The sequence below is a fragment of the Acinetobacter sp. YH16056_T genome (assembly GCF_024605895.1).
Taxonomy (GTDB): Bacteria; Pseudomonadota; Gammaproteobacteria; order Pseudomonadales; family Moraxellaceae; genus Acinetobacter; species Acinetobacter amyesii.
Window position 1 is genome coordinate 3,240,945 of the sequence record NZ_CP094545.1, and the last position, 20,501, is coordinate 3,261,445.

Annotated in this window: 17 protein-coding genes and 2 pseudogenes; 13 read left to right on the plus strand and 6 right to left on the minus strand. The window is 43.1% G+C overall.

The features are described 5' to 3' along the window. The first annotated feature begins 85 nt into the window (after positions 1 to 85). From argA to MST17_RS15800, 7 genes are all read left to right on the plus strand, one after another. On the plus strand, positions 86 to 1,438 hold the full coding sequence (gene argA / locus MST17_RS15770) for an amino-acid N-acetyltransferase (protein WP_180027321.1): 1,353 nt from the start codon (positions 86 to 88) through the stop codon (positions 1,436 to 1,438). 338 nt (positions 1,439 to 1,776) lie between these two features. Further along, entirely contained in the window at positions 1,777 to 2,739 is a 963-nt protein-coding gene (locus MST17_RS15775) for a sulfonate ABC transporter substrate-binding protein (RefSeq protein WP_180027320.1), read from the plus strand. A 26-nt stretch (positions 2,740 to 2,765) separates the two neighbouring features. Next, positions 2,766 to 3,755, plus strand: a complete 990-nt coding sequence (locus MST17_RS15780; protein WP_111886024.1) for an aliphatic sulfonate ABC transporter substrate-binding protein — start codon at positions 2,766 to 2,768, stop codon at positions 3,753 to 3,755. Positions 3,756 to 3,788: 33 nt separating this feature from the next. Next, positions 3,789 to 4,964, plus strand: a complete 1,176-nt coding sequence (gene ssuD, locus MST17_RS15785) for an FMNH2-dependent alkanesulfonate monooxygenase (protein ID WP_168379803.1) — start codon at positions 3,789 to 3,791, stop codon at positions 4,962 to 4,964. Then, positions 4,964 to 5,779: an aliphatic sulfonate ABC transporter permease SsuC gene (gene ssuC / locus MST17_RS15790; RefSeq protein ID WP_078190647.1), complete on the plus strand. Its 816-nt coding sequence runs from the start codon at positions 4,964 to 4,966 to the stop codon at positions 5,777 to 5,779. The genes ssuD and ssuC overlap by 1 nt, the downstream gene beginning before the upstream one ends. A gap of 10 nt (positions 5,780 to 5,789) precedes the next feature. Next, entirely contained in the window at positions 5,790 to 6,596 is an 807-nt protein-coding gene (locus MST17_RS15795) for an ABC transporter ATP-binding protein (RefSeq protein ID WP_180027319.1), read from the plus strand. A gap of 347 nt (positions 6,597 to 6,943) precedes the next feature. Then, a complete protein-coding gene (locus tag MST17_RS15800) occupies positions 6,944 to 7,564 on the plus strand; it encodes a TetR/AcrR family transcriptional regulator (protein ID WP_078190649.1) in 621 nt (206 codons plus the stop codon). A 69-nt stretch (positions 7,565 to 7,633) separates the two neighbouring features. On the opposite strand, the gene MST17_RS15805 is transcribed toward MST17_RS15800, so the two are convergent. The 3 genes from MST17_RS15805 to MST17_RS15815 form a co-directional block, all read right to left on the minus strand. After that, complete coding sequence (locus tag MST17_RS15805; RefSeq protein ID WP_111886021.1) at positions 7,634 to 8,200, minus strand: 5'-nucleosidase; 567 nt, start codon at positions 8,198 to 8,200, stop codon at positions 7,634 to 7,636. 118 nt (positions 8,201 to 8,318) lie between these two features. Then, on the minus strand, positions 8,319 to 9,395 hold the full coding sequence (locus MST17_RS15810; RefSeq protein ID WP_180027318.1) for an aromatic ring-hydroxylating dioxygenase subunit alpha: 1,077 nt from the start codon (positions 9,393 to 9,395) through the stop codon (positions 8,319 to 8,321). A 256-nt stretch (positions 9,396 to 9,651) separates the two neighbouring features. Then, entirely contained in the window at positions 9,652 to 10,800 is a 1,149-nt protein-coding gene (locus MST17_RS15815) for a TDT family transporter (RefSeq protein WP_180027317.1), read from the minus strand. 208 nt (positions 10,801 to 11,008) lie between these two features. Here MST17_RS15815 and ribF point away from each other — a divergent pair, with 208 nt between their 5' ends. From ribF to MST17_RS15840, 5 genes and pseudogenes are all read left to right on the plus strand, one after another. Next, complete coding sequence (gene ribF / locus MST17_RS15820; RefSeq protein ID WP_168379800.1) at positions 11,009 to 12,010, plus strand: riboflavin biosynthesis protein RibF; 1,002 nt, start codon at positions 11,009 to 11,011, stop codon at positions 12,008 to 12,010. A 63-nt stretch (positions 12,011 to 12,073) separates the two neighbouring features. After that, positions 12,074 to 14,920 (plus strand): isoleucine--tRNA ligase, encoded by a 2,847-nt coding sequence (ileS, locus tag MST17_RS15825; protein WP_180022897.1) that lies wholly within the window; start codon positions 12,074 to 12,076, stop codon positions 14,918 to 14,920. Next, entirely contained in the window at positions 14,913 to 15,452 is a 540-nt protein-coding gene (gene lspA, locus MST17_RS15830) for a signal peptidase II (protein ID WP_078190655.1), read from the plus strand. Before ileS ends, lspA begins: the two co-directional genes overlap by 8 nt. After that, entirely contained in the window at positions 15,445 to 15,927 is a 483-nt protein-coding gene (locus MST17_RS15835) for a peptidylprolyl isomerase (RefSeq protein ID WP_078190656.1), read from the plus strand. The genes lspA and MST17_RS15835 overlap by 8 nt, the downstream gene beginning before the upstream one ends. Before the next feature lie 146 nt (positions 15,928 to 16,073). After that, positions 16,074 to 16,283, plus strand: a pseudogene (locus tag MST17_RS15840) (NADPH-dependent FMN reductase); the annotation flags it as partial. A gap of 18 nt (positions 16,284 to 16,301) precedes the next feature. Here the strand turns inward: MST17_RS15840 and MST17_RS15845 are convergent. Then, entirely contained in the window at positions 16,302 to 17,363 is a 1,062-nt protein-coding gene (locus MST17_RS15845; RefSeq protein ID WP_180082742.1) for an RNA-guided endonuclease TnpB family protein, read from the minus strand. Positions 17,364 to 17,478: 115 nt separating this feature from the next. Between MST17_RS15845 and MST17_RS15850 the strand changes: the two are divergent. Further along, positions 17,479 to 17,811: pseudogene (locus MST17_RS15850) on the plus strand (NADPH-dependent FMN reductase); the annotation flags it as partial. A 325-nt stretch (positions 17,812 to 18,136) separates the two neighbouring features. Here the strand turns inward: MST17_RS15850 and MST17_RS15855 are convergent. Both MST17_RS15855 and MST17_RS15860 read right to left on the minus strand, forming a co-directional pair. Further along, positions 18,137 to 19,426 (minus strand): glutamate carboxypeptidase, encoded by a 1,290-nt coding sequence (locus MST17_RS15855; RefSeq protein WP_180027330.1) that lies wholly within the window; start codon positions 19,424 to 19,426, stop codon positions 18,137 to 18,139. Positions 19,427 to 19,918: 492 nt separating this feature from the next. Beyond that, a complete protein-coding gene (locus MST17_RS15860) occupies positions 19,919 to 20,314 on the minus strand; it encodes a tautomerase family protein (RefSeq protein ID WP_180027329.1) in 396 nt (131 codons plus the stop codon). Between the last annotated feature and the right edge of the window lie 187 nt (positions 20,315 to 20,501).

The following is a 20,501-nucleotide window of genomic DNA, read 5'->3' on the forward strand; positions in this document are numbered from 1 at the left end:
GGGGTGAGGATGTCAAATTTGCTTTCCGCTGTCATATGTTTTTGTTTAGAATCATCCATACCAAAGCGAATAAACAGGCATAGGCATGCAAACGAATATCACTGAACCATCTTCCAGCACAACCTTACAGTATGTGCATTGGTTCCGTCATTCTGCACCCTATATTAATGCGCATCGCAACAAAACCTTTGTCATCATGTTTGATGGTGAAGCGCTGCAACATGAAAATTTTCAACACATTATTCATGATATTGCCTTATTACACTCACTTGGTATTCGTCTAATTTTGGTGCATGGTGCTCGTCCGCAAATCAATCATAATTTACAAAGCAGCGGCATCAAGACACCATTTCATCATCACCGTCGCATCACCACTCGCGAATCCTTACCTGCGGTGATGAATGCCGTCGGTTCCATTCGTCTGCAAATTGAAGCCCTCCTGTCTATGGGTTTAGCCAACTCACCGATGTACGGCGCGCGTATTGATGTGGTCTCAGGCAATTTGGTCACGGCAAAACCGTATGGCATTCGTGACGGTATCGATTTTCAACTGTCTGGTGAAGTTCGTTCCGTCGATATCGATGCGATTCAACGTCATTTAGAGAGCCAAAATATTGTGGTGCTTGGGCCAACAGGTTATTCCACGACAGGTGAAGTGTTTAATTTATTGGCTGAAGAAGTTGCGACCAAAACCGCCATCAGCTTAAAAGCGGATAAGTTGATTTTCTTGGGCAAACAACATGGTTTGCACAATGAACATCGGCAGCTACAACGCGAAATTACGCCTCATCAACTTGATCAGCATATTTTGCAATATCAAGATTCTAACCCCGACATAGCCCTGCATTTAAGCGTTGCCAAAGATGCTTCCCTTCAAGGCGTACACCGTGTTCATCTCATTTCCTATGCCTATGATGGCGCATTGATCGAAGAATTGTTCACGCGTGACGGCTCTGGCACCATGATCACTGATGCGCATTATGAAGAAGTGCGTACTGCCGATATTCAAGATGTTGGCGGCTTAATCAATCTCTTACGCCCTCTCGAACAAGAAGGCATCTTGGTTTATCGCTCACGCGAACGTCTGGAAAATGAAATTGGACAATTTGCAGTGATTGAACGTGACGGTACGATTTTGGCCTGCGCTGCGTTATACCCGATTCCTGTCACAGGGAATGAAAAACGCTCTGCTGAAATCGCATGTGTGGCTGTGCATCCGGGGTATCGAAAATCGAATCGCGGTAGCCAAATTTTGCATTATTTAGAAGAAAAAGCGCGAGATTTAGGTATTGAACAATTGTTTATTTTGACCACACGGACAGCGCATTGGTTCCTTGAACAAGGTTTTGAACAAGTCAGTGTCGATGACTTACCGAATGCCCGTCAGGCCTTATATAACTACCAAAGAAACTCATTGGTTTGTAAAAAGTCACTTTAAAGTGGCTTTTTTTATGCGCTGAATAGCATTATTTTGCATAAGGTTATGCCGAATCCCTTGGCTATCCCCTCAAATCACTTTGCAAGCCATAGAATAACCATATCTACCATTTAAACAACCCAAATAAATAAAATAATTTCAATAACTTAAAATAATACTTCGACACATTATATGTTTTTCTAAAATCATAATTTCTCATAAGTTTTGCTGATTTTTATTTATCTTTTTTCCTGATTTTAAATTTAAGTTTTCTTATTTTTTTCGAAAAAGAAAACTCTTTAGCTTATGTGTTCATAAATCAACAGTTCTGCACATTTAGACTTTTATAGGAGCAACACATGCGTACTCACAAAGTAAAACTTTGGACAAAAACACTTGTACTGTCTACAGCGGTTGTGGGTGCCATGATGATGTCGGGCTGTGGCAAAAAAGAGGCTGATGAAAATGTCACCTTAAATATCGGCTTCCAAAAATATGGCTTATTGCCAATTTTAAAAGAACGCGGAACCTTAGAAACAGCCTTAAAAAGCCAAGGTGTAAATATCAAATGGGTGGAATTTCCTGCGGGTCCACAGCTGCTTGAAGGCCTCAATGTGGGCAGCGTGTCATTTGGTGAAGTCGGTGAAGCACCGCCTATCTTTGCTCAAGCCGCTCAAACCGATTTGGTTTACATTGCCAACCAACCTGCTGTTCCAAAAGCTGAAGCGTTAATTGTGCAAAAAGATTCGGCTATTCACAGTATTCAGGACTTAAAAGGTAAACGTGTGGCCTTAAACAAAGGCTCAAACGTGCATTACCTGTTGCTCAAGTTGTTGGAAGCCAATCAGCTTAAATTTAGCGACATCAATGTCGTGTATTTACCGCCTGCCGATGCACGAGCTGCCTTTGAAAAAGGTGCAGTCGATGCATGGGTAATTTGGGACCCGTTCCTTTCTGCCGCTGAGCATCAACTTAATGCTCGCACCATTGCCAATGGCGAAAACTTGGTGAAGAACTACCAGTTCTATTTGGCCGATCGCAAATTTGCTCAGGAAAATCCAAAAGTCCTGCAAGCTGTGGTGAATGAGTTGAATTTGACCACGCAATGGGTCTCAAAAAATCAAGATGAAGCGGCCAAGTTACTCGAAGGCAAAACCGGCTTAGGTCTAGATGTACTTAAAACATCAATTTCTCGCTTAGGCAATCAAGTGACGCCGATTACTGCACAAGTGGCGCAAGAGCAGCAGCAAGTCGCTGATGCGTTTTATAACGAAAAATTAATTCCAAATAAATTAAATATTGAGTCGGCCATTATCAAATAAGCCGACCACAGCATAAGGGCGATGCCATGCGTATTCTAAGAACATTTTCCATACTGACTTTAGCCACTTTGGGCCTTGGACTCAGTGCCTGCCAAAAACAAGAAACAGCACAGCAGGATGGTGAAAAACCAGCTGAAACAGCCGTAAAAACCTTGGTTATTGGTTTTCAAAAATCAGCCTTAAATTTGCTAGTTGCCCGTGAACAAAAGCTCTTTGAACAACAATTTCCCGGCGCTCACATTGAGTGGAAGGAATTCCCTGCTGGCCCACAAATGTTAGAAGCTCTTGCGGTTGGTGCGGTGGATTATGGCTATGTCGGCAACACCCCGCCTATTTTTGCCCAAGCTGCCAATAAAGACCTCAATTATATTGGCTATGAAGTGGTGCCTGAACAGTCGCTCGCTGTCGTGATTCCAGCTGATAGCTCAATCAAAACCATTCAAGAATTACGTGGCAAACGCGTTGCTGTACAAAAAGGCTCGAGTGCGCATGAGTTATTAGCCAAAACTTTAGAAAAAGCCGGTTTGACTTGGAATGACATTCAACCGATTTGGATTCCACCAGCAGATGCACGTGCCGCATTTGATAAAAAATCAATTGATGCATGGGCCATTTGGGACCCGTTTTTATCTGCTGCGGAGTTGGATGCTCAGGCTAAAGTGCTGATTCAATCCGGTGATTTTCCAAAGACCTATTCATTTTATGTGGCAAATCCAAAAGTCGTTCAAGCGCACCCTAATGCCCCAGCTAAATTTTTAAAGGCCCTAGATGCTTCCGATCAGTGGATTGTGAAGAACCAAAATGTGGCTTTAGAGATTTATCAAAACAGCACTGGGCTGCAAAAGAATATTGCTGCGCAAGCCTTTTCTCGCCGATCTAAACCATCTCCTGTGCGCCCGCTGACACCTGAGGTCATTCAAGCACAGCAAAATATTGCGGACTTATTTAAACAAGTCCAACTGATTCCAAACAACATTCAAGTCCAAAAGCAAGTTTGGACACCTTCATCACATTGATACCCGAGCCATCAAAAATACAAGGAACTGAACATGAAAATTTTCTGGTTTATCCCTACCCACGGTGACAGTCGCTACTTAGGAACAAGTAAAGGTGCACGCCAAGTCGATCACGCCTACATGAAGCAAATTGCAGTAGCGGTGGATAATCTTGGCTATGAAGGCGTTCTGATTCCGACAGGTCGTTCATGTGAAGATCCATGGCTTACAGCTGCAAGCTTGATTGATGCCACTAAAAATTTAAAATTTCTAGTGGCGCTACGTCCGGGGGTGACAACGCCTGCACTAACTGCACGTATGGCTGCAACTTTTGACCGTTTATCTGGCGGCCGTATCTTACTGAACTTAGTTACAGGCGGTGATGAGCAGGAACTCAAGGGTGATGGTGTCTATGAAGATCACGCAACGCGTTACCAAACAGCTGCTGAATACACCACGATTTGGCGTGAAATTTTAACCCGTTCACATACCGGTGAAAGCTATACCTTCCATGGCGAACGTCTGAGTGTGGACGACGCCAAATTACTTTATCCACCGGTACAAAAACCGTATCCACCACTATGGTTTGGCGGTTCTTCAGAGGCTGCTGTTGAACTGGCAACGGATCAAGTTGACACCTATTTAACTTGGGGTGAGCCACCTGCAGCGGTAAAAGAAAAAATTGCAGTGGTGCGTGAAAAAGCCAAAGCCAAAGGACGTGAACTGAATTATGGCATTCGTTTACATGTCATTGTGCGCGAAACCAATGAAGAGGCATGGAAAGCAGCAGAAGAGCTGATCCAATATGTCGACGATGCCACCATTGCAGCCGCGCAAGCCAAGTTCAAAACCATGGACTCTGTTGGTCAACGCCGTATGGCTGAACTGCACAATGGCGACCGTAGCAAATTAGAAGTATCGCCAAACTTATGGGCCGGTGTTGGTCTGGTTCGTGGTGGTGCAGGTACGGCACTCGTTGGTGATCCTGAAACTGTCGCCGCACGTATCCAAGAATATGCCGATCTCGGGATTAGCACCTTTATTTTCTCTGGTTACCCACACCTTGAAGAGTCTATCCGTTTTGCAGAATTAGTGTTCCCATTACTGCCATTGGAAACACGTCAGAAATTGGTTCAACCTAACTTAACCGGCCCATTTGGTGAGATTGTCGCGAACAATTACACACCAGATGAAAATAAAAAAGCTGAAAAGATTCAGGAGCCGGCCTAATGTCCAAAACTGTTTCTGTTGAAACCTTCAAAGCACCGAAGGTTTCACGTGGAACACAACTCGGGCAGCGTTTGCTGCCTTGGTTGTTTCCTATTGCATTAATTATTGTTTGGCAAATTGCCTCTGTTACAGGGCTGTTAGAAAGTCGTATTTTGCCTGCGCCAAGTGCGGTGGTGGTGGCCTTTTGGAACTTACTGATCAGTGGTGAACTGTGGAAGCATGTTCAAATCAGTGCAGGTCGTGCTTTGGTTGGACTTCTAGTCGGCGGTGGTTTAGGTCTTTTTTTAGGTCTGCTGAATGGTTCATCCAAAACAGCATCGACGCTACTCGATACCACGCTGCAAATGATCCGTAACATTCCTGCTCTTGCCCTGATTCCCTTGGTGATTTTATGGTTTGGGATCGATGAATCGGCCAAACTTTTTTTAGTCGCTATTGGCGTATTCTTTCCCATTTATATCAATACCTATCATGGTATTCGTTCTGTAGACCCTCAACTGATTGAAATGGGCAAAAGCTACGGTTTGAGTGGCTGGCAACTGTATAAAGAAATCATTCTACCGGGGGCGATGCCGTCTATTTTGGTTGGTCTGCGTTTTTCACTCGGGCTCGTTTGGGTTTTGTTGATTGTGGCAGAAACCATTTCTGCACAAGCCGGCATCGGTTATATGACCATGAATGCACGCGAATTTCTACAAACCGATATCGTCTTGGTCGGGATTTTATTGTATGCCCTACTCGGTAAATTAGCCGATGTACTGGCTGTTGCCTTAGAAAAATATTTACTCCGTTGGCACTCGGGTTACCAAAAATAAGGAGCATGTGATGACCGATTTAAGCATAAGCCGTCATGCAGACGACTCAACCCAACCTCAGCGTTCTTCAGTCGAGGATATCAACCCCCATGCGGTGTTGGGCGCAGAGATCCTGATTGAACAACTACACAAATTTTATGGCGATGTTAAAGTCCTTGAGGACCTTGACCTGCATATTCAACCCGGTGAATTCTTGGCAATTGTCGGTCGTAGTGGCTGTGGTAAAAGTACCCTGCTTCGCCTCATCGCCGACTTAGAAAAGCCCAGTTATGGCGAAATTAAATTTAAGTCTGCACGTCATATTCGTGAAGGCATCACCAGTGATGATATTCGTGTGATGTTCCAAGACCCTCGCCTTCTGCCTTGGCGTAGCATTGAGAAAAATGTACAACTTGGTTTAAGCAAAGACCAACATGCCAATGCCACAGCACTCCTCGAGAAAGTTGGTTTAAAAGACAAAGCGGGGCTTTGGCCAACACAGCTATCAGGGGGGCAACGTCAACGTACTGCACTGGCACGTGCTTTGTCACATAAACCACGCATTTTGCTGCTAGATGAACCACTGGGTGCGCTCGATGCCTTAACACGTTTAGATATGCAGAATTTGATTGAAAAACTCTGGACTGAACAAGGGTTTACCGCGATTTTGGTCACGCATGATGTGAGTGAAGCCGTACAGTTGGCAGACCGAATTATCTTGCTGGATAAAGGCCATATTGCCAAAGAATTTAGTGTCGATTTGACCCGTCCACGAAAAAAAGGCATTGAATTTACTGAACTTGAACAACAAGTCTTACAAGCGGTCTTGGCCACTTAAGCTGTACTTGTGCAGGAAATCATCACTTAAACCGTGTGACTTCCTGTCCTATTCAAGAACAATATCGCAACAAAACCATATTTAGCATTGAGGGGAGATTTATCGCCTGTTGACAAATACATCACAAAAATTACGATAAATCATATAAATCCATGATTAAAAATAATGATTTATTTAAATTTCACCCTAAAATGATTATTTGAAATATTATGGTATTCGTCGTATTTATTTGACCGTTGAACAGAATAAACTGCCAAAATTCATAAAATTAGAAACGATGATTGTGCACAAATCTGTTGATTTGCCGTACAATTCAATATTCCCTTTTCATTTTCTTAAAAGAGCTAATGGAACAAAAAAAGAGTACCCAGAAACGCCACCAGTTGCTTAATGCAGCACTGGATGTCTTTTCCCTGTATGGCTTCAATGGCGCCAGCTTGGATGAGATCGCACAGATTGCAGAAATGCATAAATCGAATATTTTCTATTACTATGAAAATAAAGAAGCGCTTTATGTTGAAGTTCTGACAACGGTTCTACAAAAGTGGCTTGCTCCGCTACAAATGTTGGAAGCAGACCTTGAGCCTGAAGAAGCGATCACCAATTATCTATTGCAGAAAATTGAAGTATCTCGTACGCAACCGAAAGCCTCACGTTTGTTCGCACTTGAAGTCATTCAGGGCGCACCACACATTCTTGAAATTTTAAAAGGCCCACTAAAAAAATTAGTTAAACGCAAAGCCAAAGTCATCAGCAACTGGCAAGAGCAAGGTAAAATTTCAAAAGATATTGATCCAGAACTTTTAATTCTGAACATTTGGGCAATTACGCAAAACTATGCTGACTTTGCAACCCAAATGGAAATGGTCACTGGAAAAACCTTACGTAATCGCAGTATGCAACAACGGATTATTCAACATACCGTTCATATGATGCTTTACGGTGTAATTCCACGCCCAGAAAAGTAAATTGAATTGGGTCGAATTGGCATACGACCATAGCATTCTATGGTCGCCGACCGAAATTAGCTAAATGCCTTATTTGACTGTTTGATATAATTTCAATAATTTCTTTGCGCCGAATAATAAATTTTCTTCCCAATCCAGATGCGCTGTGTCATTCGCACCATCGGTAATATATTTTACCGATACAAAGCGAACACCCAGTTTTTTACATACTTTAGCGATTGCGTAGCCTTCCATATCGACAAGATTACACGGTACTTTCGGCAGCCCAGTTTCAAAGCTGTCGCCTGTACCACAAATTCCTTTAGGCAAATGGCTAAACATGCTCTCTGGCTGAATTTCAGCAGGATGATCGGTATCCATCGGCGTCACCCCCACATCAAAACCCAAAGGCGATACATCCATATCCCGTTGTACAAATTGAGCTACTTCAACCAAAGCATGTGCATCAAAATGTGAACTTCCCGCAGTGCCCAAATTCAGCAAAGTATGACATCCGGTTTTTTGAATCACATCAAAGGCTTTAAATGCGGCATTGACTTTACCAATACCACTGTAATGCACTTCAATGCCTGCAGCTTCAAATAAGCCTTTAGATTCACTCGGCAGTGCCATAATTAAAGCGATTTGCTGACGCATAGCGGTCTCCTCAAATTGATGCCTTCATATAGCATACATTTGCACGTGCGCAGAAAAAATCATCTTCAAAAATCACATTGCTCAGAAAAATAAATTCCTCACGCAGATTTCAATGCTATCAAATTTGAAATTGCATCGGACGTTTGCCAATAAATGACGGTGCCAATTGTTGGTCATGACGTAAGGCATCTAAAATCTTCTCTAAGGCAATATGTGCCATATCCCCTCTCACACTATGCGAATGGGTCATCGGCATATGCTCGATGCCAGCTCTTCGCGCTGACAAAATTTTAATGTCTTGTTTGTTGACCACCCAAGTATAGGCATTCACAGCCGGCATCAATGCCTTAGACAACAATTTTGGAATGGGAAATTTATAGCTAACACAGGTATAAACCCTTGACTCAAATGGCCCCACAGGGCTAATCAGACTATTAAACACCATGCCCGACGGCTCTCCCCAATGGTACTCCACCAAGGTAATATTCGGTGCGATAAAACTGTCGCGGTGAACCTGTTCAGCACCATGCGGATTGGTCAGCCATGGCATCATGCCAACATCTGCATCATGGTCATGATAGTCAACGACTACTTTGCGCGGCCCGACATCTATGGTGGCATCCACGGCTTTTCCGGACTCTGAACGAAACCAGCCTTCATGCACAAATATGGTATGAGTCACATCCATAATATTCTGTGCAACAGCGCCCATCTCGCCATCATAACTGCCGACCATGTAATAGCTGACCCAACCGGCTTGATCATAAAATGGTAATTTAAATATTTCTGGGCGTTCTTGTTTTGGCTTTTCACCGAGATAAATCCATACCACCCCATCTTGCTCACACACATCAAAACTACGCTGTTTAAAGGGATGCGGTTTTTCTGGAAAAAATTGTCCATTGACACTAGGAATATGCGCCACATGCCCATCGCCCTGATACGACCAACCATGATATGGACATGTCACGCAGCCATCAGTCATTTTACCCTGAGACAAAGGCACGCCACGATGTACACATTGATCGAGCAATGCAGCAGCTGTTCCATCTTTTTGTCGGAACAGAACAATTTTTTTACCATACAGGGTGGCTGAAAAAGGCTGATCTTTTTTGAGTTCTTTAGAGGTACAAGCGACGTACCACTCTTCTAATAATCCTTTGGCATCATCCCAAAAACGGGTTTGATTACACATAATTCGATCCTTATTTTTATCTTTTTGTTTTAATCCATAAGCCTTGCTCTAACACCTAGTACAAGCAAGTTTATATCTCGAAGCCAGTTGATCTCTCGAAAATACGCGCAAATTTTATACATGAATGTTTTGCTTGGATAGCAAAATAACGTAACTGCATCACACGCTTGCAGAAGCTCTATATTTGTTTGTTGAAATCCGTCAAAGCCAACGCGCAATAGTTTTCTTCAACGGATTTACATTCACCCAACATCAATTAAGATGCGCGCTGAGCATCACAATACGCTTTTAAACACGGAGAAAAAAATAAGCTGCCACGATAAAACCCTTGTATGGTTTTCAGCATCACCAATAACCAAAGCGTACAGAGCAAAACCGCAAAAAAAGTGCCACACTGTTGGATAGCGTGTAATTGCGTTTGTTCCGCCAAATTGATGACCGCCAAACTAAAAACGCCGAATGGAAACGTCATCGCCCACCACCCGAGATTAAAGGGTAAATCTCGTAAATGTTTTAGCGTGATGAGTATAGCGATTCCAAACCACCATACACCAAATCCGAGCAGAACAAGGGCTGCAAACACACCGCCTTGAAGTAACACCTGTCCTAAATCAACCAAATTTACTGCTGTCAAAATACGAGGGGCTTGCTCTCCCAAAAGTAACAGCGCTAACGCCCCTGTCCCAATCGGTCCTAAGGCCAACCAACTGCTGATTGCCATCTCCTTGCTTGGCAATTGATGTAAAGCTAGACGCAGCAACAAGATGCTTAAGATGGCAAAGGCTGGAAATACTGAGATTCCCCAAAGCAGATAACTCCCCAGCAAAATATGGACAGCATGGGCCTGTGCAGGTAAATGCGCCAACAATAAACCACCTGAACTGGCAGCCACCTCGCAAGCCACTATCGGCAATAACCATACTGCGGTCATGCCTTGCAGCGCATGTTGCTGACGACTAAACATCAGAAAGGGAACACACCATGCAATCGCAATTGCCATCAACACATCGACATACCATAAATATTCAGCCCATGTGATGATGCTTACGCCCAAAAACTCAGTGTACAGCGTGGTGCCAAATTTCAATGCGCCATTGATCAGGGTTGCCAGTGCCATGGGGATTGCCCCAAGAAATAAACTCATCACCGGATGCTGGAAAATCTGCTTGGCTTCTTGTGGGTACAATATCCATCGGCTGAAATACATCCCACTAAACAATATGAACAACACGATGCTGATCTGCCACAACCCTGCTCCGATGGACCACATCCACTGCGGCGCCAACGGTATAGATGGTAAAATGAGGGCCACCACACCTGTACCCATCACCACCGTAAACCAGTTTGGGGTGAAATGACGAATCAAGTCTTGTTTATGCTGGAGTTGATAAAATGGCATTTTCATCGCATGATGCTCATCAAAATGGAATGTCTATAGTTTAAGCACACTAATTAATAAGAAAAATTGATTAATATTTATTTTTATAATTTATTTTATTGATAATAAATTCATCTCTGCATAAAAAAACTTGAGTAAAAACACAACAACAAGACGAACGCAGAAGATTATGGCAATATATAGCCCTCAAACATTTTCAACAATTGATTCGCCCATGAAGCTGCTCCGTCTGAATGCTTTAGCGCCCCACTTAGAACTCCCCAAAACTGCCGTGACCATTGGCAATTTTGATGGTGTACATTTGGGTCATCAAGCGATGGTCAGCCAGCTCAAAGACATAGCACAGCAACAAAACTTAAAAACAGCTGTGATGATTTTTGAGCCACAACCGCTTGAATTCTTTAAAGCTTATGATGCACCGCCTCGAATCAGTTCACTACGTGAAAAAGTCGAATATTTAACTGAACTGGGCGTCGACTATATTGTGGTGGCGAAATTTGACAATGCCTTTCGTAATCTCAGCGCCGAAGAATTTGCCGATATTTTAAAAAATAAACTCAATACACAAAGTTTAGTTTTGGGCGAAGATCATCACTTTGGCAAAAACCGCCAAGGCAATAGCGAATTTTTACGCCAATACGGCTTCCAAGTCACAGCCCTGCAAAATGTCGAAGTTGATGGCGAACGTGTCAGTTCGACACTGGTTCGTCAGACATTACAAGCAGGCGACCTTGCCCATGCCGCAAAACTTTTAGGTCGTCCTTATAGCATCACCGGTCGTGTGCAGTATGGCGATCAAATCGGTCGCACCATTAATTTTCCTACCATTAATGTGCGTTTAAACCGTCATAAACCTTGTTTAAATGGCATTTATGCAGTCGATGTCATTTGTGAAACCGAATCTTTAACAGATAAAGTAAAAAACGAAAATGCTGACAAATTAGGGGTTGCAGGTTATGCACCCTCTGCCCTGTTTGGTGCAGGGCATGTTGGTACGCGTCCCGCGATTAAACAGGAACATCCTGAATGGCGATTAGAAGTACATTTTCCTGATGTTTCTGCTAATCTGTATGGCCTGTTAATGCGGGTGACGTTCTTGAACTTTTTACATGGCGAAAAGGACTACCCTTCGCTTGAAGCATTGAAAGCCGGAATTGATGACGACGTCGAAAAACTCCTTGAGTTTCGAGGTCAGCACCCTCATTTCCCCTTTTAAACCCCGATTATTTATTGTAAAACGCGTCAGTCAACGGGCTGATAAATTTGGAAGACAACTTGCATGAGCGATAAGCAAACTCCTGAAAATGCAGTGGATTATAAAGCCACGCTAAACCTCCCAGGTACTGAATTTGCGATGAAAGCAAATCTCGCAGTACGTGAAGCGAAATGGTTAGAAGAGTGGTATGCCGACAACATTTATCAGCAGATTCGTGCATCGCGTATTGGCAAGAAAAAATATGTGCTTCATGACGGCCCTCCATACGCAAATGGCCAAATCCACTTAGGCCATGCGGTAAACAAAGTCCTGAAAGACATCATCATCAAAAGCCGTGTAATGGACGGTTTTGACGCGCCGTATGTGCCGGGCTGGGACTGTCACGGTCTTCCAATCGAACTGAAAGTTGAAGAAAAAGTCGGTAAAGTCGGCGTGAAAGTAGATGCCTCAACTTTCCGTAAAGCATGCCGTGAATATGCTTACACCCAAGTCGAATTACAAAAGAAAGACTTCGTGCGTATGGGCGTATTTGGTGATTGGGACAATCCGTACCTCACCATGAACTTCAAACAAGAAGCCGACATCGTTCGTTCGCTCGGTGAGATTGCCAAAGCAGGCCATATTGAGCCGGGTCTTAAACCTGTGAACTGGTGTTTGGACTGTGGTTCTGCCTTAGCTGAAGCTGAAGTGGAATACGAAGACAAAAAATCAGATGCGATTGACGTTGGTTTTAGCGTTGTTGATTTAGCTGATTTATCTGCACGCCTAGGTGTTACAGTTAGCGATTCTACAGATATCGTGATCTGGACAACTACGCCTTGGACCATGCCTGCCAACCAAGCGGTTGCTCTACACGCTGAGCTTGAATACCAATTGGTGAAAGCAACTGGCGAAGACAAAGCAGCGCAAAACTTCATCCTTGCAAAATCATTAGTTGAATCTGCAACTCAGCGTTATGGTTTTAACGCAGTAGAAGTGATTGCTGAATTTGCTGGTGCAAAACTTGAAAATCTAGTACTACAACATCCGTTAATTGCTGAACGCCAAGTGCCAGTGATTTTGGGTGAGCATGTCACAGACGGCAGTGGTACAGGTGCTGTGCATACCGCGCCAGGCCATGGTGTGGACGACTATAAAGTTGGCTTACAGTACAACTTGAAAGTCGACAATCCAGTTGGCGGCAACGGTGTATATTTACCGACTGCGCCAATTTTTGCAGGCGAACACATCTACAAAGCCAATCCAAAAATCATTGCTGCTTTAACCGAAGCAGGCAAACTTTGGGCACATGTGGTGATCAAACATAGCTACCCACATTGCTGGCGCCATAAAACACCGATTATCTTCCGTGCAACACCGCAATGGTTCATCAGCATGGATGCAAAAGGTTTACGCCAAGGTGCATTGAACGCGATTGAAAATGACATCAGCTTCGTACCGGATTGGGGTAAAAACCGTATCCAATCGATGATTGAAGGTCGTCCAGATTGGTGTATCTCACGTCAACGTACATGGGGCGTGCCAATTCCATTCTTCGTGCATAAAGATACCAACGAACTTCACCCGCGTACCCCTGAGCTAATCGAAGAAGTCGCGAAGCTGATTGAACAAGAAGGTATTGATGGTTGGTATAACCGTGATGCGTCTGAGTTTATCGGTGCAGATGCAGAGCAGTACAATGCTGTACGTGACACTTTAGACGTATGGTTCGACTCTGGAACAACACACTTTGCAGTACTTCGTGAACGTGAAGAATTGCAAGACCCTGCTGACTTGTACCTTGAAGGTTCTGACCAACATCGTGGCTGGTTCCAATCTTCATTGTTAACATCTATGGCGATTAATAACCGCGCACCGTACAAAGGCTTATTGACTCACGGCTTCGTTGTGGACGAAAAAGGCCGCAAAATGTCGAAGTCGATCGGTAACGTGATCACTCCGCAAGACATCATTAAAGACATGGGTGCAGATGGCCTACGTTTCTGGATTGCGTCTGCAGACTACCGTTATGAAATGACTGCAGGTAAAGAAATCTTTAGCCGTGCATCAGATGGTTACCGCCGTATCCGTAATACGTTGCGTTTCTTGTTGGCGAACTTGAATGGCTTCAAACCATCGACTGATGCTTTGCCTGTCGATCAATTGATCGCACTGGATCAATACATCTTGCAACGTGCTGCGGAAGTGCAAAAAACCATTCAGCAAGCCTATGAAGATATGAACTTCCATATCGTGACCAGCGCATTGACCAACTTCTGTATTAATGACTTGGGTGGTTTCTACCTCGACATCATCAAAGACCGTCAATACACCACCAAAGCAGACTCTGCAGCGCGTCATTCTGCACAAACTGCGTTGTATCACTTGGTTCAAGCCTTTGTCCGCTGGATGTCTCCAATCTTGAGTTTCACCGCACAAGAAGCTTGGCCACTGATTCCAGAGCAGTCTGAGAAATATGTATTTACTGCGGAGTGGTATGACATTCCTGTAGCTTCTACAGCGAATCTGGTGACTGAAGCTGAATGGCAAACCTTGATCACCGTTAAATCTGCGGTGAACAAGTTTATTGAAGCTGCACGTACTGCAAAAACTGTGGGTTCAAACTTGTCTGCCAAAGTTGAACTTTGGGCCAATGCTGAGCTGAAAGCTGTTTTAGACAAATTCGGTGAAGAACTGCGTTTTGTCCTCATCACTTCTCAAGTGATTGTCAATGCGTTTGATGCAGCGCAAGGTGAAGCCTCTGACCTTGACGGTTTAAATGTCAAAGTCTCTGCTGCTGATGGTGAAAAATGTGCACGCTGCTGGCATGTACTGCCAGATGTGAATACACATCACGAACATCCAGGTCTTTGTTCTCGTTGTATTATTAACCTTCCTACAGGTCAAGGCGAAGAGAGAAAATATGCCTAATCCACAAGAAAAAAAGGGCTTCTTTCAATTCTACCCACACAATTTAGTGTGGGTGGGCTTATCCATTGTTGCCATTATTTTGGATCAATGGACCAAATGGATTGCAAGTACACATCTGAACTACGCAGATCCTGTACCTGTCATGCCCTTTTTAAATTGGACATTACTACATAACTATGGCGCTGCCTTTAGTTTCTTGTCCGATGCCGGTGGATGGCAACGTTATTTCTTTACTTCACTCGCAGGACTTGTGTCTGTCATTTTTGTATTTTGGCTCATGCGTATGCCAAAAAACGTGAAAGTCCTTCCAATTGCCATTGCCCTAATTTTAGGCGGCGCAATAGGCAACTTAATTGACCGCGTATCTTTAGGTTATGTGGTGGATTTCATTCACGTGTATTACAACAACAGCCACTTTCCTGCATTTAATATTGCAGACAGTGCCATTACATTAGGCACGATTCTGCTTCTTATCGATACGTTTTTCTTAGAAAAACACCGAATTCAACGTGCGGAAGCGCAAAATGACTGATTTTATCAATCCTAACGAGGAAACTCGTATTGAAGAAGGTTCTAAAGTAGACCTTCACTTTTCTGTTGCTATTGAAAATGGCGTAGAAATTGACAATACCCGTAGCCGTGCTGAACCTGTCAGCCTTGTCATGGGTGATGGCAGCTTATTACCGGGTTTTGAGAAAGCTTTATTCGGTTTACGTGCAGGTGACCGCCGTACTGTGAGCCTTCCTCCTGAAGATGCTTTTGGTCCATGGAACCCGGAAAACGTACAAAAATTTGATACTGTCAAATTTGAGCAACGTCCTGTTGAAGGCCATATGATTGAGTTTGAAGATAAAGCCAAACAAAGTCTGTATGGGGTGATCAAAACTGTAGGTGAAGACATTACCGAAGTGGATTTCAACCACCCTCTAGCCGGTAAAAATATCACCTTTGAAGTTGAAATTTTCAAAGTGACCCCTGCCGGTCAACAAGGCGTGAAACTGATCTAAGTTTCAGCAAATAAAAAGCTCCTTCGGGAGCTTTTTTTTATCACTATTTTTATAACTATCAATCGACTCGATACATTTTCTGTATATGTAACGGACCGTTTTCATATTAATTTAATGCAAGACTTTAAAACAAGACGGGAAATACGATGAAACTTCATATTATTGTCGGCAGTGTCCGCGAAGGCCGTACGGCAATTAAGATTGCAAACTGGCTACTTTCAGAAATCGAAAGCTATGACTACAGTACCGTAGAAACTGAAATTGTCGATTTAAAAGAATGGGATCTGCCTATTTTTGCAGGCGCACATCCACCATTAACCGGGATTTATGACCAACCCAAACAACAAGCATGGGCAGTTGACATCCTCCCCCCCTTAAAAGAGGGTGATTCCTACAGCTAGACGCTTATGCCCAAGCGCAAGAATGTTTAGAGCTGAGTTTATATCTCGATCATGAGCTGTACCACAGCTCATGCACTCCCATTCTCTTATTCCAAGATCTGTCTTACCTTTTGGACTACTTGAGGTGATCTCACCGCAGCACGAACAGATTTGGGTGGTATAGGCTTCTTGGACTTCTTCAAACAATACGCCTGCGTTCTCGCATTTATACTTGAGCATTGTTTTTAGTGCAGAAAATCCTGTATCCAAAACAGATTTTGCCATTTTGGTTTTTACTAATTTTTTAGCACTCAAGTCACCTACAATAATCAATGCATTTTCATTCACAAGCTTGGTGCTTGCTTTATGCAAATGATCTTTTCGACTATTTGCAATCTTGGCGTGTAATGCACGAACACGCTTCTTATTCCTGGCTCTCTGAGCAATACCTAATTTCTGCTCATATTTTCGATAGAATTTTGGATTTGAAATTACTGTGCCATCAGAACAGGTGGCAATATCTTTTAAGCCTAGATCAATACCAATCGCTTTGGTTGCTGTCGATTTATCTTGCTTAGGCGATTCAACAACAAGACATACATACCAACGCCCACGGCTATCCTCTACAAATGAACCTGTTTTTAACGTGTATTTGCTTAAACCGTAGCTATCCCAAAGCTTAAATTGGTGTTTTCCATACTGGACATATCCATTGGCATATTTGATAGCCACCTTTTTAAAGGGAACCCATCCCAAAGAGCGCCTTGCTGATTTTTTATTGCTGACACGCCATTTCAGCTTTGCCTTTTTAAATTGCTTTCTTCGGGTGACTAATTCTTCAGTTACAGCCTGAATGGTTTGACTATGTAAATTACATTCTTTGGATGTGCCTTTCGTATATTTGGCAATATCAAAAGCAGAGAGAAATTCACCTTTCCGCTTCAAATGCCTAAACCCTAAATCATTGACATAATTCCAGACGAAGTTCACTTCTGATGCTAGTTGGTCTAACACCTTGCAATGTTTGTCTTTTATACGTAATTTAAGGGTTTTCATGTACTTATATTAACAATCAAAACTCAAGGAAAATAGTCCTTAGTTAAATCAAACGACACTTCATGTCGTGTCGCTTATATCTCTGACCTGAAGGAAAGAGTTTTACGCTCCATTTGATAAAATCGCGCAAGGCGACGCATTTATTTTCATTAGCCCTGAATATAACCACGGCTACAGCCCTGCGCTCAAAAATGCATTGGATTACCTCGGTAAAGAATGGGGAGGAAAACCTGCGGCATACGTTAGCTATGGTGGCACCAATGGTTCACGTTCAATTGATCAAATTCGCCAAGTGGCAACCCAATTGGGCTTAATTGAAAGTAATGCTGTGGTTGAAATTCGTGACATTTTCACGCGTAATCAAGCAGATAAATTTGAACCGAATGAATTTGACAACAAAGCGGTTAAAGCGATTTTCAAAAAATTACTGCAATATGTGAGTGCTTAATTCTTGCCGTTCGCGTGATAGATGCCGCCTTTTGTAAGTTCAGGCTTACATTATTTTCGGCAGATAGCAGCTATACGCCATGCATCATCCACGATAAAGTTAAAGCATACAGAGACAGGACGTCACTGAACATAAAACAACAATGATAAGACTAAGCAGGAAGCTTACGGTAGGACAGGAGTTATACCGCTAGAATGAATCTGAAAAAGCCTCGACAGGATGTCGGGGCTTTTTTCATTTCAAATGCTACATAAAAATAGCTCTAACATGAGCCACAACCAAACTCAGGGCAATGGCTCATTAGATCTCACCCAATCGGATGCGATTACTTTTTAGAACTTTCCACAATTAAACGCGTCACCAAGTACAAACGCGGTACGATAGAATCCGTCAAAATATATTCTGCTTTATCTGAATGTAATCCATCTCCAGACATGCCGATTCCTTCAATGATCGCGGCTTTCGAACTAACCCCAGCAAAAGCGGCATCGGTACCACCACCCCAAGCGGTCGTTTCAACTTTCATCGGCAGCTTTAATTCGTTTGTGTAAATCTGCTGGGCTGTTGCGGCTAATTTTTTGGCTTGTGGACTGGCTTCTAAAGGTGGACGACGCACTTCAAATTTGACTTCGACCTGACTTTCCGCCAATTTTTTGGTTTTGACTTTTTGCTTCAAGGTTTTTTCCAACTCAGCAAAATCTTGTGGTTTTAAAGAACGAGCATCTGCCTGTGCTGTCGCATGGTCAGGAATCACATTTCGGGTTTTTCCAGCCGTCGCAACAGTCCAATTCAGCTTTAAACCCGTTTTCGGATTGGATAGATTTTCCAGTTGTTGAATCTGAAAAGCCAGTTCTGTCAAGGCATTGACCCCTGCTTCAGGTTTTACCCCCGCATGCGAACCCCGCCCCTTAATATCTAAATAAGCCGCACCAATCCCACTGGTGGCTAACATCAAGCTTCCCTCTAAACCACCGGTTTCAAAGGAGAGGACAACATCCTGATTTTGAGCCGTATCCATAATCAATTGGCGCGAGCCGGGTGAACTGATTTCTTCATCTGAATTAATTAATACCGTAATGGTGCCGTAATCTTGGTACTTCAGCTGTTTCAGCATATCCAAGACATGAATCACTGCAGCAACACCTTGCTTGTCGTCCAAAATACCTAAACCATAGGCTTTATTACCATCTATACGAAACGGTTGACCTTGTAATTGGCCCTTTTGATACACCGTATCATTATGTGCCAACAACATAATGTTCGTTTTACCTTTGCCTTTCAGTACCGCCTTGACAATCGGCCCTGTCTGATCTGGCGCACCATCGAGTTTCATGATGTCTTTGGGCTGAATCACGTTCACCTCAGCCCCTGTGGCTTTTAATTGCTCTGTGACCACCTTGGCAATCTGATTCAATCCCTCAATATCTTTACTGCCAGATTCAATATTAACCAATGTTTTCAAGGTTTCTAAATAACTTTGCTTTTGACTTTCTGCAATTTTCTTAATCTCTTGTGGAGATGCTGCCCAACTTGCTGAAGCACTAAGCGCAATGACGCAGCCTAATGCGAGCTGAAGTTTTGATGTCGTCCGTTGTTGTGTAAGTGTTCTTTGCATCGATCTTATTCCCTGTATATTTTTCATTATGAATTTTTAATGTCTGATAAATTAGTTCACCATTCAACCAATTAATCGCAAAAATATGTAACACCACTGATAAGGCTTTTAGTCACTTCAAAACCAGCTTCCTGCTGTTTTAAAAGCGGTTTAGATCAATATGGATACATAGATCTAACGATCGAGAGCCTAGTTGCTATGCAATGCCTTGAAGAAACGGTCAGAATGAAAATTTAGGTGTTGTACATTTTGGCTTACATCAGATGCGGATAATAGACACTATTCACGTTATTGGATTACTTTTATATTAAGGTCATACAGCGACAGGATGTCACTGAACATAAAACAACAATGATAAGACAATGAGCAGGAAGCTTAACGGTAGGACAGGAGTTATACCGCTAGAATGAATCCGAAAAAGCCCCCGACAGGATGTCGGGGGCTTTTTTCGTTTAAGCTCCGTGAAAGCAACAATCCATGTATTTGCACAGACTAAACATCCACTTGAAAACCTAAATCAACATCACAAGCGGCTTGACCACCTCGTATCCCCCAATTTTCTAGAGGGCTTTCGCGTAAGGTAATGATGATATGGTCGGCCGGAATGCCAAATTCCACCAAATTATGCACCAGCATTTGATATAACTTACGCTTGGTTGCTAAGGTTCGTCCCGTAAAACAATCGATGGTGATATGTGTAAAATGCTCAGGCTGCGTCAAATGATCAAACACCTGAAACCGATGTGGCGCATGCACTTGCAAACGTATATTGCGGTCATATCGAGGCAACTGAAAACTCTGTTGTAAGGCGTCAAAAACAGCATTTATCAGCTGTTGTTCTTGTTCTATGCTGTATTGCATCCGTATATCGATTTGTGTTGCAGGCATGCGCGAAACTCATTGTTGTTATATCCATCACTACACTAACAGGATTTAGCGGCGTTCTGCTGTAGGCATTTACCTACAGCACTTGCAGTATTTACGCCTGTAGCCTCAACAGCAACGCGCCTATAGTAGGAACATACAAAGACAGGATGTCTTGCAATAAAAATAAATAATGCACATGCAGAAGGAA